Annotated in this window: 13 protein-coding genes; 6 read left to right on the top strand and 7 right to left on the bottom strand. The window is 45.9% G+C overall.

From position 1 onward, the window contains the following. Positions 1-26 precede the first annotated feature (26 nt). Complete coding sequence (locus CVP04_RS04200; protein WP_100296270.1) at positions 27-1325, top strand: ammonium transporter; 1299 nt, start codon at positions 27-29, stop codon at positions 1323-1325. Positions 1326-1381: 56 nt separating this feature from the next. On the opposite strand, the gene znuB is transcribed toward CVP04_RS04200, so the two are convergent. Further along, positions 1382-2164 carry a zinc ABC transporter permease subunit ZnuB gene (gene znuB, locus CVP04_RS04195; RefSeq protein ID WP_100296269.1) on the bottom strand — a complete coding sequence of 261 codons (783 nt, stop codon included), beginning with the start codon at positions 2162-2164 and terminating at the stop codon, positions 1382-1384. Further along, on the bottom strand, positions 2157-2975 hold the full coding sequence (znuC, locus tag CVP04_RS04190) for a zinc ABC transporter ATP-binding protein ZnuC (RefSeq protein WP_100296268.1): 819 nt from the start codon (positions 2973-2975) through the stop codon (positions 2157-2159). The genes znuB and znuC overlap by 8 nt, the downstream gene beginning before the upstream one ends. A gap of 194 nt (positions 2976-3169) precedes the next feature. Here znuC and mepM point away from each other — a divergent pair, with 194 nt between their 5' ends. The 5 genes from mepM to CVP04_RS04165 all read left to right on the top strand — a co-directional run bounded on the left by mepM (position 3170) and on the right by CVP04_RS04165 (position 8532). Next, a complete protein-coding gene (gene mepM, locus CVP04_RS04185; RefSeq protein ID WP_100296267.1) occupies positions 3170-4792 on the top strand; it encodes a murein DD-endopeptidase MepM in 1623 nt (540 codons plus the stop codon). Between the two features lie 139 nt (positions 4793-4931). After that, positions 4932-5885: an ABC transporter permease gene (locus CVP04_RS04180; protein WP_100296266.1), complete on the top strand. Its 954-nt coding sequence runs from the start codon at positions 4932-4934 to the stop codon at positions 5883-5885. Then, the gene (locus tag CVP04_RS04175; RefSeq protein ID WP_100296265.1) at positions 5878-6843 is read left to right on the top strand and encodes an iron chelate uptake ABC transporter family permease subunit; all 966 of its coding nucleotides are present in this window, start codon (positions 5878-5880) and stop codon (positions 6841-6843) included. The genes CVP04_RS04180 and CVP04_RS04175 overlap by 8 nt, the downstream gene beginning before the upstream one ends. After that, entirely contained in the window at positions 6834-7598 is a 765-nt protein-coding gene (locus tag CVP04_RS04170) for an iron ABC transporter ATP-binding protein (RefSeq protein WP_100296264.1), read from the top strand. The genes CVP04_RS04175 and CVP04_RS04170 overlap by 10 nt, the downstream gene beginning before the upstream one ends. A gap of 19 nt (positions 7599-7617) precedes the next feature. Next, positions 7618-8532: a siderophore ABC transporter substrate-binding protein gene (locus CVP04_RS04165; RefSeq protein WP_100296263.1), complete on the top strand. Its 915-nt coding sequence runs from the start codon at positions 7618-7620 to the stop codon at positions 8530-8532. Between the two features lie 233 nt (positions 8533-8765). Here CVP04_RS04165 and fdhF read toward each other — a convergent pair whose 3' ends face one another. The 5 genes from fdhF to lolB all read right to left on the bottom strand — a co-directional run bounded on the left by fdhF (position 8766) and on the right by lolB (position 16323). Then, positions 8766-11576 (bottom strand): formate dehydrogenase subunit alpha, encoded by a 2811-nt coding sequence (gene fdhF, locus CVP04_RS04160; RefSeq protein WP_100296262.1) that lies wholly within the window; start codon positions 11574-11576, stop codon positions 8766-8768. Further along, complete coding sequence (locus CVP04_RS04155; protein ID WP_100296261.1) at positions 11573-13411, bottom strand: NAD(P)-binding protein; 1839 nt, start codon at positions 13409-13411, stop codon at positions 11573-11575. Before CVP04_RS04155 ends, fdhF begins: the two co-directional genes overlap by 4 nt. Before the next feature lie 379 nt (positions 13412-13790). Then, positions 13791-14738: a ribose-phosphate pyrophosphokinase gene (locus CVP04_RS04150; protein WP_100296260.1), complete on the bottom strand. Its 948-nt coding sequence runs from the start codon at positions 14736-14738 to the stop codon at positions 13791-13793. Between the two features lie 65 nt (positions 14739-14803). Further along, a complete protein-coding gene (gene ispE, locus CVP04_RS04145) occupies positions 14804-15694 on the bottom strand; it encodes a 4-(cytidine 5'-diphospho)-2-C-methyl-D-erythritol kinase (protein ID WP_100296259.1) in 891 nt (296 codons plus the stop codon). Then, the gene (gene lolB, locus CVP04_RS04140; protein WP_100296258.1) at positions 15694-16323 is read right to left on the bottom strand and encodes a lipoprotein insertase outer membrane protein LolB; all 630 of its coding nucleotides are present in this window, start codon (positions 16321-16323) and stop codon (positions 15694-15696) included. The genes ispE and lolB overlap by 1 nt, the downstream gene beginning before the upstream one ends. Between the last annotated feature and the right edge of the window lie 26 nt (positions 16324-16349).

The raw sequence follows: 16349 nt of genomic DNA, 5'->3' as shown, positions 1-16349 counted from the left end.
ATTTGATCGATTAGTGTAGGTGATTTATGAAAAAGTTAATTTTACTCGGATTGTTAGGCGGTTTATCGCCGATGGCGTTCGCAGATTTGGCGGATTGGGTTCAACCGATGTCAGTGTTACAAGGCGGCGATACGACGTGGGTAATCGTATCGGCGATTTTAGTGTTATTTATGACCATTCCCGGTTTGGCGTTATTTTATGCGGGAATGGTGCGTAAAAAGAACGTGCTTGCCACAATGATGCAAAGTTTTGCGGTATGTTGTTTGATCGCGATTTTATGGATGTGCTTCGGTTATAGCCTTGCCTTTACGCCGAATAACGGTTTTCTCGGCGGGACGGAACGTTTCTTCCTCAGCGGTTTGAACGTCTTTACCGAGCGTAGCGAATTAACGGTTTATCCGGGCGCCGGCACGATTCCGGAAAGCGTATTCGTAATCTTCCAAATGGCGTTCGCGATTATCGCCGGCGCGATTATTACCGGTGCTTTTGCCGAACGGATGAAATTCTCCGCATTATTATGGTTCGTCGGATTATGGTCGGTGTTTATTTATGTGCCGACGGCGCACTGGGTGTGGGGTATGGACGGCTGGCTTGCCAGTGACGGCGTATTAGACTACGCAGGCGGTACGGTTATTCATATCAATGCCGGTGTGGCGGGCTTGGTGGCTGCGTTAATGATCGGCAAACGCGTCGGTTACGGACGTGAAGTGATTACGCCGCACAACTTGGTGTTAACCCTCATCGGTACGGCAATGTTGTGGATCGGTTGGTTCGGCTTCAACGCCGGTTCCGCATTAGCGGCGGACGGCAGAGCGGGGATGGCGTTGGCGACAACACAAATCGCAGCAACTTCCGCAGCCTTAACTTGGGTATTAATCGAAGTCTTGTGCAAGCATAAACCTTCCGCGTTGGGTCTGGCTTCCGGTGCGGTCGCAGGGTTGGTCGGTATTACGCCGGCGGCGGGTTTCGTTTCGGTGCAAAGCGCGTTAATTATCGGCGTAGTGACCAGTGCGGTGTGTTTTGTCGGCGCAACAAAATTAAAATATTGGTTTAAATATGATGATACGCTCGATGCGTTCGGGATCCACGGGATCGGCGGCATTGTCGGCGCAGTATTAACCGGTGTGTTCGTTTCAACCGATATTTCCGGCACGGATACCACCCTTTGGATTCAAATCGAAAGCGTGTTAATCACCATTGCGTTCAGCGGTATCGGTAGCTTTATCATCTTGAAAATTATCGATAAAACCATCGGTTTACGCGTGGATTACGACGAAGAACGTCAAGGTTTGGACTTGGTATTACACGGCGAACGCGTAGAATAAAAAACACAACATTTTTCGACCGCACTTTTAAAAGTGCGGTTATTTTTTGCAAGTTTTTAGGTTTCTTTCTTTAATAAAGACAATAAAAATAAAAAGGTGGAACAAATCACCACGGAGGGGCCAGCCGCCGTATCGTAAAAGGCGGAGAGGGTTAAGCCGAGAGAAACCGATAGCATACTGATGATCACGGCGATAAACGCCATTGCTTCCGGCGTGCGGGCAAAACGTCGCGCAGTTGCCGCGGGAATAATCAATAGCGAGGTGATAATTAAGGCGCCGACGAATTTCATACTTAAGGCAATGGTAAGTGCGGTTAAAATCATTAAAATAAAGCGCATTTTTTGAATATTAATGCCTTCTACTTGGGCAAGCTCGGGGCTGATTGTGGTGGAAAGTAGAGGTTTCCAAAAATACAACAAAGTGATCATTACCACGGCGACGCCGGCTGCGATTAAATAAAGATCCGTGTAATTAATCGCAAGCAAATCGCCGAATAAATATGCCATTAAATCGACGCGCACGTTTTGTAGCAATCCCACGGTCACGACGCCGAGAGAAAGGCAACTGTGTGCGATAATGCCGAGTAGGGTGTCCACGGAAAACTGCGTGTTGTTTTCCAACCAAACCATTAACACGGCGAGCAACAAGGTTAAAATTAAAATTGCAACATAGGGATTAACCTGTAAGAAAATGCCCAAGGCGACGCCGAGCAGCGCCGAGTGAGAAAGCGTGTCGCCGAAATAAGCCATTTTGCGCCACACGACAAAGGCGCCGAGCGGGGCGGTGATGAGCGAAAGTAAAATGCCGCTTAACCAAGCCGGAAATAAAATATCAAACATTTTTCGTTGCGTCCTCTGCGCTGACTTGGTGGGTACATTGCTGCGAATGGGAATATCGGTTGCAACATACATCGCCGTGAATATCGTGTTTGTGATTGTGATGATGCGTATAAAACGCAATATTTTTCGACAGTTGATCGCCGAAAAAGTGGATAAAAGTCGGATCGTTGGACACGCTTTCCGGCGTGCCGGCGCAGCAAATATGCTGATTTACGCATAACACTTCATTCGTATCCGCCATTACGATATGCAAATCGTGCGACACCATTAAAATAGCGCAGTTCAGTTCTTTTTGGGTTTGATGAATTAGTTGATATAGTTCCACCTGACCGTTTATATCCACGCCTTGGGTCGGTTCGTCCAACACCAATAATGTCGGTTTATTTAAAATCGCCCGCGCCAATAAAATCCGCTGCATTTCGCCGCCGGAAAGCTTTTGCATACTGTTTTTCAACAGGTGCAACACGGATAAACGCGTGAGAACGTGCGTAATATCTTCTGCCGAAATACCTTTTTTTAGCGATAAAAATTTCTCCACCGTAATCGGCAAACTGTGATCCAAATGAATTTTTTGCGGCACATAACCGATACGGAGATTTTTATGATAAATCACTTCGCCTTTTGTGGGCGTAAGTAATTTTAATAACACCTTTAATAAGGTCGATTTCCCGCCACCGTTCGGGCCGACGATCGTAATGATCGAATCGGGATAAACGGTTAAATTAATATTTTGTAACGCATTTTTTTGTTCGAATCGGACGGTAATGTTTTTTAATTCGACCAAGGGCGTTTTAATAGAACGGATTTGCATTATGGATGTGTTTCGACTGCGAAAAAAATTGGCTTAACATAGCTTATTTTTTCCGCTTTAACAAGTTCGGAATGTAATTATGTTTATAATTTATTCGGTCGGCGGTTTTTTTCGATCTTTTGAGGAATTTTTTGAATTATCGTTGGTCATAGAACAATGCAGAGAATGTATTAGGCAGTAAGAGAACACAATAAATGGCGCAACACGTTAAATTGGCAAGAGACCGACGTAGAAGAAAATCGCGGATTAAAGCGCTGATTTTCTTTTTGGCGTTAGCGTCCATTTTAACCGGTATCTTATTGAGTTTAAAAGAATCCGCCGAAAATACCTCGCCGATGAGCGCCGACAGCGCCGCACAATATCAATCCTTAAATGAAGCCGGAAAAAAAGCGCCGGACGTATTGGATACCTTCACCGATGTGAAAGACGGTGCACCGCAAGGCAATGTCGCCACAGTGGCAACCAATGAAAACGACTCGCCGGCGGATGAAACGACGGTATCCGCAGAATCCGGCAAATCTAATGCGGACGATAGCGAAACGATGGCGCAAGAACCGAATTCTCCGACACCAATCGCCGAACGGGCGGAACATTCTCTTTCGGGAAAAGAGGAGGATGCCACTTCCTATGACGACGAACTACAAGCGCAAGATGATGAAGTCGATGAAGTGAATTTAGACGATGACGAAATGTCGCAGTTGCCGGAAGATGCACAAAGCGCGCTAAACGATTTATTGGATGTCGCCGATCAAGCCATTCGAATTAAAGATCAGTTCAGTTATACCGTGGCGCGCGGTGATAAATTAAAAGACGTATTGGAACAATCCGGTTTGGAAGACGGCACGGCGAAAGATTTGATCGCAAGTTATCCCGAATTGAAAAACTTAAAAGCCGGACAGCAATTCTATTGGATTTTGAGTCGAGAAGGCGAGTTGGAATATTTAAACTGGCTGGTTTCGGAAAAAGAAGAACGTATTTACGAGCGGACGGAAAGCGGTAAATTCAAACGCCAAATTTTAGAGAAAAAAAGTGTTTGGAAAAAAGAAGTATTACGCGGACAAATTAACGGCAGCTTTGCCAACAGCTTGCGTGCGCTCGGTTTGGACGGTAAACAAATTATTCAATTAACCACCGCACTTCAATGGCAAGTGAGTATGAATAAGTTGAAAAAAGGCGATAAATTCGCCGTGTTGGTGTCGCGCGAATATTTGGATAACAAACTGACCGGACAAGGGAATGCGGAAGCCATTCATATTATTTCCGAAGGGAAAAGTTATTACGCAGTGCAAGCCGGCAACGGACGCTATTACAACCGCCAAGGCGAAACCTTAGGCAAAGGATTTGCGCGTTATCCGATGCAGCGCCAAGCGCGTGTTTCCTCGCCGTTTAATCCGGCACGTCGCCATCCGGTCACCGGAAAAGTAAGACCGCATAAAGGGGTGGATTTCGCGATGCCGGTGGGCACGCCGATCATTGCACCGGCGGACGGTACGGTGGAAAAAGTAGCGTATCAAGCCAACGGCGCGGGACGTTATATTATGATTCGTCACGGGCGTGAATATCAAACGGTGTATATGCATTTAAGCAAACCGTTGGTGAAAGCGGGGCAAAGCGTAAAACGCGGCGAACGTATCGCCTTATCCGGCAATACCGGACGTTCCACCGGCGCGCATTTGCATTATGAATTCCACATTAACGGGCGACCGGTGAATCCGCTTACGGTGAAACTACCGGGCACCAGCAGCGAAATGGCGACCGCCGAACGTAAGCAATTCTTGTTGCGCGCGAAAGAAGCCGAACGTCAACTTAAGTTATAAGTGCGGTGGAAATTTCCGCAAAAACCGATGCAGTGTACGAATTGCATCGGTTTTTTTATTCTTTTTCTTGAACTTAAAACAAAGCGTGATAATATGCGTGAATTATTTATAGGAATTATTATCATTTGTAACTTTTGTTATGATTAAACGTCGTTATTTGTGTCTTGCGCTTGTGCTGCTGTCCGTCGTGTCGCTGTTTTTAGGCGTTAGCACGGTGAATTTGCAGGGATTGCTGAATCTGGATCCGGCGCAATGGCATATTTTTATCATCAGCCGTATTCCGCGTTTAATCAGTATTTTAATCGCCGGCTCGGCGTTGGGGATTTGCGGCTTGGTAATGCAACAACTCAGCCGCAACCGTTTTGTTTCGCCGACCACCGCCGGCACGATGGATAGCGCCCGTTTGGGCATTTTAATTGCTATGCTGCTGTTTCCGGCGGCGTCAATGTTGCTAAAAACAGCGATTGCGATTTTGGTGTCTTTTCTCGGCACTTTGCTATTTATGACGATCTTATCCCGCCTGAAATTTAAAGATACTATTTTCGTGCCGCTGGTCGGCATAATGTTCGGCAATATTATTAGCTCGATCACCGCATTTATCGCCTATCAACAAGATCTTTTGCAGAATTTGTCCGGTTGGTTGCAAGGGGATTTTTCGTTGGTAATGGCGGGACGTTACGAAATTTTGTATTTCAGTATTCCGATGTTGATCATCGCCTATTTATTCGCCCAACGTTTTTCCATTGTGGGAATGGGGCAGGATTTCGCCACCAATCTCGGCTTGAATTATCAACAAGTGCTGTATTTAGGCTTGATTATCGTCGCAACCGTTTCCTCGGTGATCATTGTTTCTATCGGCGTGATTCCGTTTTTAGGCTTGATTATTCCGAATATCGTGACCCTTTATTTGGGCGATAATCTGAAAAAAATATTATCTCACACCGCACTTTTAGGCGCGGTATTCGTTCTGTTCTGCGACATTTTGGGGCGCTCGATTATTTATCCGTATGAAATTTCGATTAATGCGGTTGTCGGCGTATTCGGCAGTGCCATTTTCTTGTATTTATTATTAAAACGGTATCAAAATGCGTAAGAATACGACTTTTTCTCGTCAGCTGGTGATCTTATTCGTCTTAGCGATACTCTCGGCGGTGTTATATTTAACCTATAATTTACCCAATCGTTGGGAATACGCGCTAAACAGCCGCATTTTGGCTCTGTGCGCCATTGTTGTCACCGGCATTTCCATTGCCTTGGCAACGATGATTTTTCAAACCATTGTAAACAATCGTATTTTAACGCCGAGCATTTTAGGGCTAGACAGCCTTTATTTATTAATTCAAACCGCCATTGTGTTTTTATTTGGCTCCGGATCCTTGACCTCAATGGATCCGATTTTGCTGTTTGTCATTTGCACGGCGGCAATGATCCTTTTCTCCTTGGGTTTATATCATTTTCTGTTTAAACGAGAACAGCAAAACATTTTCTTTTTATTGTTGGTCGGCATTGTTTTCGGCACTTTTTTCCAAAGTTTAACCACCTTTATGGAAGTTTTGATCGATCCGAACGAATTTCAAATCACGCAAGACATCGGGTTCGCCAGTTTTAACCGCATTAATGTCAAAATTTTATGGGTGGCGTTGGCGATCTTAGTCGGCGTGATTGCCTATTCAATGCGCTATTGGCGCTATTTCGACGTAATGGCATTAGGGCGCGATCAAGCGATTAATTTAGGCTTGGATTATCCTCGCCTGACTAAGCAATTATTGATTATCGTCGCAATTTTAATCTCAGTCTCGACCGCACTTGTGGGGCCGTTGACCTTTTTAGGTTTGCTGGTGATGAATTTAACCTTTGAATTTATCCGCACCTATCGCCATTTCGTGTTAATTCCGGCGGCGATGTTGATTTCGGTGATCACCTTGGTTTTCGGGCAATTATTAGTGTCCCAAGTGTTCACCTTTAATACCACATTAAGTATCATCGTCAACTTTGTCGGCGGCGTGTACTTTATTTATCTGTTATTACGAGCAAATAAAAAATGGCAATAGAAATTAAGCGTATTCATAAAAGTTACGGAAGTAAAAAAGTGGTGGATGATGTTTCGGTGACGATTCCGCAAGGCAAAATCACCTCTTTTATCGGACCGAACGGCGCGGGCAAAAGCACGTTATTAGCCATAATCAGCCGTTTATTGTCCGCCGACGGCGGTGAAGTGTTTTTGAACGGGCAGTCGCTGCATAATCAAAAAAGTGCGGATATCGCTAAACAATTATCCATTTTAAAGCAATCCAATCACATTAATTTACGTTTAACCGTGGAAGAATTGGTTGCCTTCGGACGTTTTCCGTATTCCAAAGGAAATTTAACCGAAAACGACCGCACTTTTATCGACAACGCTATCGATTATATGGATTTGGGCGAATTTCGTCATCAATATATCGACAATCTCAGTGGCGGACAGCGCCAGCGCGCTTATATCGCAATGACGTTGGCGCAAGATACGGATTATATTTTGTTAGATGAACCGCTGAATAATTTGGATATGAAACATTCGGTACAAATTATGCAAGTGCTGCGCAAATTAACTACGGAATTGCATAAAACCGTTGTGATCGTCATTCACGACATCAATTTTGCCTCTTGCTATTCGGATTATATTATCGCGATGAAGAACGGCAAATTGGTTTGTCAGGGCGAAGTGGACGACATTATGCAAAGTGCGGTGCTAGAACAAATTTATGATATGCAAATTCCGATTCAGGAAATTAATCGACATAAAATCGCGGTCTATTTTAGACATTAATCAATAAAAAGGAGCTATTATGAAAAAAGCCTTATCAATGTTAGGTCTTGCATTAATCGGCGGATTTTGCGTGGCAAGCGCGAATGCCGCAGACATTACCGTGGAAAACGCCGCGGGTAAACAAGTGGTGCCGCAAAATCCGCAACGCGTCGTCGTTTTGGATTTCTCCGCGGTGGATACACTGCGCGCATTAGGCGAGAAAGAGAAAATCGTCGGTGTGCCGAACAGCATTCGCGTACCGCAATATTTAAGCGAATTTGCCGCCGAACCTTATGCCAATGTGGGCACGCCGCCGGAACCGGCATTTGAGAAAATCAACGAATTACATCCGGATTTAATCATCGCCACCGGACGCCAAGAAAAAGTGTTGGATCGTTTAAAAGAAATCGCACCGGTGTTTTTCATCAAAATCGATTACGATAATTTCTATCCGAGCTTCCAACAAAATATTCTTGCAATGGGACAGATCTTTGCGAAAGAAAACCTTGCCCAAGAGCAATTAGCGCAATTAGATCAACGAATGACAAAACTTGCGGCATTGGTGAAAGACAAAACCGCATTAATGACGTTGGTTAACGAAAGCAAAATGAGCGCTTTCGGCGAAAGTTCGCGTTACGGTATCGTTTACAGCGGTTTCGGTTTCACGCCGATTGATAAAAATATTAAATCCTCCACCCACGGAATGAGCATCGGATTCGAATATATTTTAGAAAAAAATCCGGATTATTTATTGGTGGTGGATCGCACCGCCGCCATTACGGACAAAGCGGATAATGCGAAAAACGTGCTGGATAACGCCATTATTCAACAAACCGACGCTTATAAAGCCAATCATATCGTTTATTTAAATGCGGCTAATTGGTATTTAACTTTCGGCGGATTGGAAAGTATGAATACAATGGTCGATGAAGTGCAAAACGCGGTGAGTCAATAAGTAGAGCATAAAAAGTGCGGTCGATTTTGACCGAATTCAGTTTGTTGACAAAGTTTTTTATTATGGGGCGTATGCCATACGCCCCTACATAAATATCATAACGTTTTGATTTACAATGGATTTCTAATTTTTCGTAGGGGCGTATGGCATACGCCCCTTTCGCATCATAGGTTTATCAATAGCCTGAAGTGCAGATCAAAATCGACCGCACTTTAGCCTATCAATCAACAATCCTATCTACGCATCATTTTTTGCACCGATTTATTCATTTTCTTATGCCATTGATCGGCGATCATTTTCTGCGTGACGTATTTTCCTTTTTTATCATAAGCCTGTTCTTCCGGTAATTTTTCAATGCGGCAGGCGCAAACTTTATATTCCGGAATACGCGCGAACTGATCTAAAGCTGCGTTGGTCAGCCAGTTGCAATCGCCGTCAGGGAAGTGGAACGGCATCCAACATTCGCCCGGATTGGTCTTGTCGGAAATGCGCGCTTCGGAAGTAATGGATCCGCGGCGTGAACTGACCGTAATCCGTTCGCCTTGGCGAATGCCCAAATGTTCCGCATCCTTGGTATTGATTTCAATAAAGGAATGACCGGCGATTTCCATTAATCCTTCGGTTTTTCCCGTCATCGCCCGCGTATTGTAATGATACAAAATCCGTCCGGTGGTAAGCATTAGCGGGTACTCTTTATCCGGCAGCTCTTGCGCCGGTGTATAAACCGTCGGATAGAACAAACCTAATCCGCGGGTAAATTTACCCGTATGCATAATGGATGTACCGGAATGATATTTATCCGTACAAGGCCATTGCAAGGATTTCGTCGGTTCGTTTTCCAAGCGTTCATAACTAATGCCGTAGAAAGACGGTGTGAGCGACGCCATTTCGTTGAAAATTTCCGCTGCCGACAAATTCGGTTGGTTATAGCCCATTCGGCGCATTAGATCACACAAAATATCCGTATCCAAACGGCTGTTCCCCGGCAAGGTTACGGCTTTGCGCACTCGTTGCACGCGGCGTTCCGTGTTGGTGAATGTGCCGTCTTTTTCCGCATAAGAACGCCCCGGCAAAACAACATCGGCAAGCAGTGCAGTTTCCGTCATAAATAATTCTTGCACCACAAGAAAATCTAAGGCGGACAAGGCTTTGATAACGTGATGGGTATCAGGATCGGTCACGACCGGATCTTCGCCGCAAATATACAAGCCTTTTATCTCGCCGCGAATTGCGGCAGGGAAGACATCCGTAGCGTGTAAACCGACTTCCGACGGCAAAGGCACGCCCCAAGCTTTTTCGAATTTCGCCCGAATTTCCGGATTGGTCACCGGTTGATAACCCGGATATTGGGTCGGACTAGCGCCCATATCGCAAGCGCCTTGCACGTTGTTTTGTCCGCGTAACGGATTTACGCCGCAACCTTTGCGCCCTAATTTACCGACCATCATCGCCATATTCGACATCGACATTACGCCTTCCGTACCGGTGGAATGTTCGGTAACGCCCAAGCAATAAATAATCGGCGCGGTTTTTGCCGTAGCGTAAATACGGGCGGCGGCGCGCAGATCATCGGGATCAATATTGCAGATTTTCGCCACGCGTTCCGGCGTGTAATCTTTGACGATTTTCTTCAACGCCTGAAAACCTTCCGTGCGTTCGGCGATAAATTTTTCGTCGATTAAACCTTCTTTGATAAAAATATGGCACATTCCGTTGGCAAAGGCGATATTCGTGCCGGGACGTAATTTCAAATGAATGTCCGCTTGGCGGGTTAATCCGATATCGCGCGGATCCACTACAATAAGCTTCGCACCTTTACGCACGGCTTCGCGAATTTGCATCCCGACCACGGGATGCGCTTCTTCCGGATTGGAACCGATTAATAAAATCGCCTCAACATCGTGAGTAATATCGTAAATCGGATTGGTCATTGCGCCGGAACCGAGCGTTTTCGCCAAGCCTTCCACGGAAGCGGAATGGCAAACGCGCGCGCAGTTATCCGTATTATTGGTGCCGAAACAGGTGCGCACCATTTTTTGCACCATATAAATATCTTCATTGGTGGAACGCGAACAAGCAAAACCGGCGAGGGAATCGGCGCCGTATTGCCGTTTTAGTGCCATAAATTTCGACGCGACCAAATCTAAGGCTTCATCCCAACTCGCTTTGCGGAATTTACCCGTGGCGCGATCTTTAATTAACGGATCGGTTAAACGATCGTCCGACATTACGAATTTATAGGATCCGAAACGTCCTTTAACGCATAATCTGCCGCCGTTCGACGGACCGTCAACGCCTTGCGCACCGACTAATTTATTGTTTTTCACTAAAAGATCATATTGGCAACCCACGGCGCAATGCGGGCAAGTGGTGCGCACGCGTTGAATTTCCCAACTGCGGTAGGTTTTTGCTTCTTTTTTGTAAATCGCACCGGTCGGGCAGGCTTCTGCGCAGTTACCGCAAGATTCGCATTCGGTTTGTTTCCAATTTTTGCCGAACGGCGTTTCAATGGTGCGGAAAATGCCGCGCGAAGTTAATTTAATCGCATTGCAACCGCTAACGTTGGCACAAGTATTAATACAACGTTGGCAGTGGATACATAAATCCGGACGATAGCCTAAAAACGGATTATCTTCCACCGCCGGCACTTCAATTCCCGGACTACGCACGCTTTGATAGCTGGATTCCGTAATGCCACATTCGTGGCATACTTCTTGTAATTCGCACACGCCGTTCGACGGGCAAGAAAAGCACACTAAATTATGATGAGACAGAATCAAATCCAACGCCATACGACGCGAACGAACCACTTTGTCTGTTTTGGTGCGCACGCTCATTCCGTCGCGTACAAGAGTGTTGCACGACGCCGTGAGTTTTTCCATTTCGTCCACTTCGACCACACAAACCCGACAAGATCCGATGTTGCTGACTTCTTTTAAATAGCATAGAGTTGGAATCCGAATGTTGGCAGCTTTCGCCGCTTCCAGAATGGTCATTCCTTCTTCCGCTTGAACGCTCACGCCATCAATAGTTAAATGAATCATAAATTGCGCCCTCCCTGTAATACGCCGCAGCCGAAATGGTCGCAACGTAAACAACGTTCCGCCTCTTGCATCGCTTCTTCATAAGTGTATGGATTTTCAACGTGTTCGAAATCGCATTTCCGTAAATAAGCCGGTCGCTCGGTGGTGTTTGCCCGTCCGACTTGAATGCGTAAATTATCTTTTGCCGGCGGCGCTTTGGTATCACAAGGAAATTCGTGATGATAACCGAGGTATTCGTCGATATTGTGCGCCGCTACTTTTCCTGCGGCAATGGCTTTAATTGCCGTTGCCGGACCGGTTGCGCAGTCACCGCCGACAAACACACCGTCCATATCGGGTACGGCAGTAGTTAAATCGGAGGCGAAGATGCCGCGTTTGGCGCGCATTCCGAATTGTTCGAAAGGTAGGCTGATAATATCTTGTCCGACAGCAATTAAAATTACATCGCAAGCAATAGAAAACGGCGGTTTTTTCGCCGCGACAGGGCTAGGTCTGCCTTCGTGATCATAAGGACCGGTCATCTGCGGCTGCACCACCAGACCGACGCAATCGTCCAGTTCGTTTTTTTCGATAGCAAGCGGCGCGGCGAGGGTAATCAACTCGATACCTTCCATTATCGCCGCTTCGATTTCGCTGTGAAGTGCGGTCATATCGTCTTGTCTTCTGCGATAAACGATACGCACGTCTTTGGCATTACAACGCACTGCCGAGCGCGCGGCATCCATTGCCACATTGCCGCCGCCGACCACAACGACGATTTTGCCCGAATAATCGGGAATTTTTCCGTTACCGATGTCGTCCAGCATTTTGACTGCGGAGAACACGTTATTGGCGTCAGCACCTTCTACTCTTAAAATTTTGCCTTTTTGTGCGCCGATAGCGACGAACATTGCATCGTGTTGCGCGCGAATCTCTTGCGGCGAAATGTCTTCGCCGACGTTCACGCCGTATTTCACTTCAATATTACCGGCGGAAAGAATCGCATTTAAATCTTGATCCAACCGCACTTTTGGAAAACGATAGTTCGGAATGCCGTAGCGCAACATTCCGCCTAAGGCTTGTTGACGTTCGTAAAGGGTGACGCGGTGTCCCATTTGGGCTAAGAAGTAGGCGCAACTTAATCCGGCTGGCCCGCCGCCGATCACCGCCACTTTTTTCCCCGTATCCGGTAAAGGTTTCGGCACGGCGACCGTATCCGCCGCCACTTGATCGACGGCGTATTTTTTCAATGCACGGATATTAATGGCGTCATCAATTAAACGACGGCGACAGCGTTCCTCGCAAGGATGTTCGCAAATCAGCCCGCACGCGGTCGGCAATGGATTATCTTTACGAATTAATTGGATAGCGTCGGCGTAATTGCCGTCACCGATATGGGCGATATAACCGGGAATATCCACGTGCGCCGGACACATATTAATGCACGGAATTTTTTGTCCGACGTTGTCTAAACAAGACTTATGCCGAATATGGCTGTCGTATTCGCTTTTAAATTCCTCGATACTTTCCAACACTTCGAATGCCGGTTGATAGCCAATCGCGCAGTCGGAGCCGTCGCGAATCATCAAGGCTAATTCGCGGATTTGATCCATTACGGATTGATCCGCTTCACCGTCCAGCACTTTTCTAATTAAAATGGCGAGCTGCGGCAGCCCGTCGCGGCAGGGGACGCATTTTCCGCAGGTTTGCCCGACGGAAGAACGCAACGATGTATATTGCACGACTAAAGGGCAAGTTCCCGGAGGGAAACTTTTGACTTTATTAACGAATTTATCAATCAATGTCCCTATTTTCGTATCGTAATTATTTGACGGCGTGAGAAAATACTTCGCCATAAGTCATCACTCCTTGTTTTTTCATTATGGATTGTTGTGTTTTAAAAAAATTGAAAAAATATATTAAAAATATAAAAATGAGATAAGTTAATCTATAACATAAATGGTTTTATGCTGTAAATAGGCACAATTAAAATATGCCTTTGATGTCACAATATTCTTTTTTTGATCCGATTGATTCGTTTCTTTTTACAAAGTGCGGTGTTTTTTTTGGTGAGAGTTTACAAATGAGTGTAAACGATGCCTTTGGGTTACGATGTAAACTATATATCAGGTTGTATCATTTTTCCTTCTCTCCTTGTGGGAGAAGGTGCCCGTAGGGCGGATGAGGGGGATATAAACTAAAGCGACCCGAAGGTCGCTTTTTATCAAGATATGATTAGTTGAACATTGCAGAAATGGATTCTTCGTTACTGATGCGACGAATCGCTTCCGCAAGCATACCGGAAAGGGTCAATACGCGTACTTTGCCTAAGGCTTTGATTTCCGGCGTAAGCGGGATCGTGTCGGTAACAACGATTTCGTCTAACGCATCGCTGGCGATATTTTTCGCCGCCGCACCGGAGAACACCGCGTGCGTCGCATAAGCGAAAACGCGTTTCGCGCCGCGTTCTTTCAAGGCTTCCGCCGCTTTGCATAACGTACCGCCGGTGTCGATCATATCGTCAACCAAAATACAATCGCGACCCGCGACATCACCGATAATGTGCATTACTTGCGCCACATTGGCTTTCGGACGACGTTTATCGATAATTGCCATATCGGTATCGTTCAATAATTTCGCAACCGCACGGGCACGCACCACACCGCCGATATCCGGTGAAACCACCATCGGTTTATCTAAATCGGTTTTCTTCAAAATATCGTGAATCAATACCGGCGAACCGAAGACGTTATCCACCGGCACATCGAAGAAACCTTGAATTTGTTCTGCGTGCAAATCGCAAGTTAACACGCGATCCACACCGACGCTGGATAGGAAATCCGCCACCACTTTCGCAGTAATCGGCACACGCGCGGAACGCACGCGGCGATCTTGGCGAGCATAGCCGAAATAAGGAATCACGGCGGTAATACGACCCGCGGAAGCGCGACGTAACGCGTCAACCATCACAATTAATTCCATTAGGTTGTCATTTGTCGGGGCGCAAGTCGATTGGATGATAAAGACATCGCTTCCGCGGACGTTTTCGTTGATCTGAACTTGAATCTCACCGTCGCTGAAACGACCGACGGTCGCATCGCCTAATGAAATATATAAACGTTCGGAAATTCGTTTTGCTAGCTCTGGCGTTGCATTACCAGCGAAAAGTTTAATGTCGGGCATTGTAAATTTAACCTCAGGATTTTAGATGGTAAGAAAGTTTGTATTAAAACTATCGATTGGTTTCATTAGGGCAATTTCTCTAACATTTGATGTAGCGGAGAATAATTCAGTCCTTTTGCCACAAAACCAAAGAATTTTTCAGGTTTAGCGCGAAGTACGGCTTGCGCGGATTGTTCGTCGTTACATTCCGCAAACACGCAAGCTCCAGTTCCCGTTAATCTTGCCGGTGCATATTTTAACAATCGCAGAAGTGTTTCTTCAACCTCTGAATAATGATTTCGGACAACTTTTTCGCAATCATTGGTATATTTCTCATTCAATAACTGCGCCAACGGACGCTTCGGCGTATCGCGCGGTAAATTGGGATCTTTAAAAACGACGGCGGTGGAAATAGAAACGTTCGGTTTGATGACCGCGTACCATTTTTCCGGCGGCGAACAAAAAGTGAGTTTTTCGCCGACGCCTTCGGCAAACGCCGCTTTGCCGTGAACGAAAATCGGCACATCAGCGCCCAATGTTAAGCCTAATTCGGCAAGTTCGTTTAAAGATAAACCGGTTTGCCATAAATGATTTAACGCTACCAGCGTGGTTGCCGCGTCGGAAGAACCACCACCGACACCGCCGCCCATCGGCAAAATTTTATCCAAAACTAGATCTGCACCGAGCGTCGTACCGGTTTTTTCTTGTAGCAGGCGGGCGGCGCGATAAATTAAGTTATCTTCGGTTTTTAAATCGGGAATATCAGGTTTTAGCGTAATTTTTTGATCGTCGCGCAACGCGATTCCCAGCCAATCACCGAAATCTAAAAATTGAAATAAGGTTTGCAGCTCGTGATAGCCGTCGGCACGCTTGGCATTGATATAAAGGAACAAATTCAGTTTCGCCGGACAAGGAAAAAACAACATATCGCCTTGTTTTTTCGGCAAAAGTGCGGTGGAAAATCGATAAGGTTTCATTAATATTTCCAGCTATCCACACGAATTTTTAAAGTTTGTTCGGCATTTTTTAATAAAATGTCTTTCGGCAAGGCAACGCTTTGATCCGTATGATAATTTAAATAATCCGCCGTCCAAAGCGTTCCGTCAATGGGATAACCGAAACCGGCGAGCAAATGATTGGCGCCGACTTTGTAATCTGCACGCTCGTTCGGTTCGCCTTTCAACCAAGTCGCGAATTGTTCAAGCGGAATGTCCATTCCGACGATTTCGCGTAGCAACATTTTGGCATCGGCTTCGGAACGTTGATTGCCTTTGTTATCGGAAATTGTCATTCCGTTTGCGTGCATTTGAAATTTTAATGTAGAGCTGCTAATCGTTGAGGAAAGAAATAACGTATAGGCGCGCGGATTGTTATATTGCCAATCGAAACGGCTGGAAAAACGTTCTTTGGCGCTAATATAGCCCAACTGTCCGGAGGCGGAATAAGCTTTGATCGCTTTGATTTTTTGTAAATGCGTTTGCCACGCGGCATCGGTTTTCTCGATGTATTGAACGTTATTCGGACGTTCGTCGCTAATGTCTAAGCTTTGACAGCCGGCGAGCAATAACGCCGCGAGCGATACGAAAAGAAATGTTAAGTTTTTCATAAAAAAAGAGTATCAAAAAAAGTGTG

Origin of the sequence: Caviibacterium pharyngocola (genome assembly GCF_002795405.1) — a bacterium.
Lineage (GTDB): Bacteria > Pseudomonadota > Gammaproteobacteria > Enterobacterales > Pasteurellaceae > Caviibacterium > Caviibacterium pharyngocola.
Note: the sequence above shows the minus strand (reverse complement) of the source record. Positions and strands in the feature narration are given on the sequence as shown.